The sequence below is a fragment of the Pantoea sp. SIMBA_079 genome (assembly GCF_046940275.1).
Lineage (GTDB): Bacteria > Pseudomonadota > Gammaproteobacteria > Enterobacterales > Enterobacteriaceae > Pantoea > Pantoea borealis.
On sequence record NZ_JAWRYR010000520.1, the window covers coordinates 1 to 259 of the forward strand.

The following is a 259-nucleotide window of genomic DNA, read 5'->3' on the forward strand; positions in this document are numbered from 1 at the left end:
CGCGACGGCGTGCGCCGAGCACCATCTCCGAGGTCCAGTGGGTCAGCAACGTGCTGTAGGCGCGTCGCGCGGCGACGTCGGTCAGCGCGTGGTCGGCGCCCTGGATGACGCGGTAGGTCATCGACCGCGCGCGACGGAACGCGCCGATGTAGCTGACGATGTTCGCGTGTGGCACGCGGTCGTCGTGTTCGGATTCGACGATCAGCACATCGCCTTCGAACGCAGTGCAGGCGCCCAGCGCGCGGTTGTCTTCCGGCGG

1 protein-coding gene is annotated in these 259 nt (G+C 69.1%); it reads right to left on the reverse strand.

Translation table 11 applies throughout. The features are described from left to right. Positions 1-259: hypothetical protein (locus tag SB719_RS21035; protein WP_412159868.1), on the reverse strand; the 259-nt coding region annotated here is incomplete at both ends.